The sequence below is a fragment of the Elioraea sp. Yellowstone genome (assembly GCF_006704265.1).
GTDB lineage: Bacteria > Pseudomonadota > Alphaproteobacteria > Acetobacterales > Acetobacteraceae > Elioraea.
This window is the reverse complement of sequence record NZ_VIKA01000325.1, coordinates 1-623: the sequence shown is the minus strand read 5'-3', so window position 1 is coordinate 623 and position 623 is coordinate 1. Positions and strand designations below refer to the sequence as shown.

1 protein-coding gene is annotated in these 623 nt (G+C 79.3%); it reads left to right on the top strand.

The window, feature by feature from the left end; all coding sequences use genetic code 11:
- Positions 1-210: 210 nt before the first annotated feature.
- On the top strand, positions 211-623 hold a 413-nt coding region (locus FK498_RS18955; protein ID WP_202614944.1), incomplete at its 3' end, for a hypothetical protein.

Genomic DNA, 623 nt, shown 5'->3' with positions numbered 1-623 from the left:
GCGACCGCCTTCCTGGTCGCGGCGGCCTCCGCCGCCCCGCCCCCGCCCCGCGCCCTGCGCGGCCTCGAGGCGCGGGTCGCCTGGCTGGTCGCGCTCTACGACCGGCTCGAGCGGGACGGCCGCGCCGCCCGTCCGGCGCGCGCGCTGCGCTGAGCCGGAAGCGCGGGCGGTGCCGGCGGAGGGCGCGCACCCATCGCGAGGAGGACGAGGATGCAGGACATCGCGGGTGTGATCCTGTTCGCCGCCGGGGCGGCGCTGGTCTGGCGCGCGCTGGCGCGGCGCGACCGCATCCGGGCCGAGGCGCGCCGTCGCGCGGCGGCGGGGATGGCCGATCCCCGCGCCGGGCTGCATCCCTCGCTCGCGGTGATCGGCGAAGTGGCGCCGCCCCTGATGATCGGCGGGCTCGCGATCGTGGCGCTGAAGCTGGTCCTGGCCTATGCGATGACCGGCGCGGCGCGCTGGTTCTCGCTCCTCGACCTCGCGGGTCTCCTGTTCCTGCTCGCCTCCTGGTCGGTCTGGCTGGTGCTGCGCACGCGCCACCCCGCCTTTCCGCCGCCGGCCGAGCCCGCTGCGGCCGCAGCCGCAGCCGCAGCCTCGGCCCGCCGCCGCACGCCGCGCCCGAC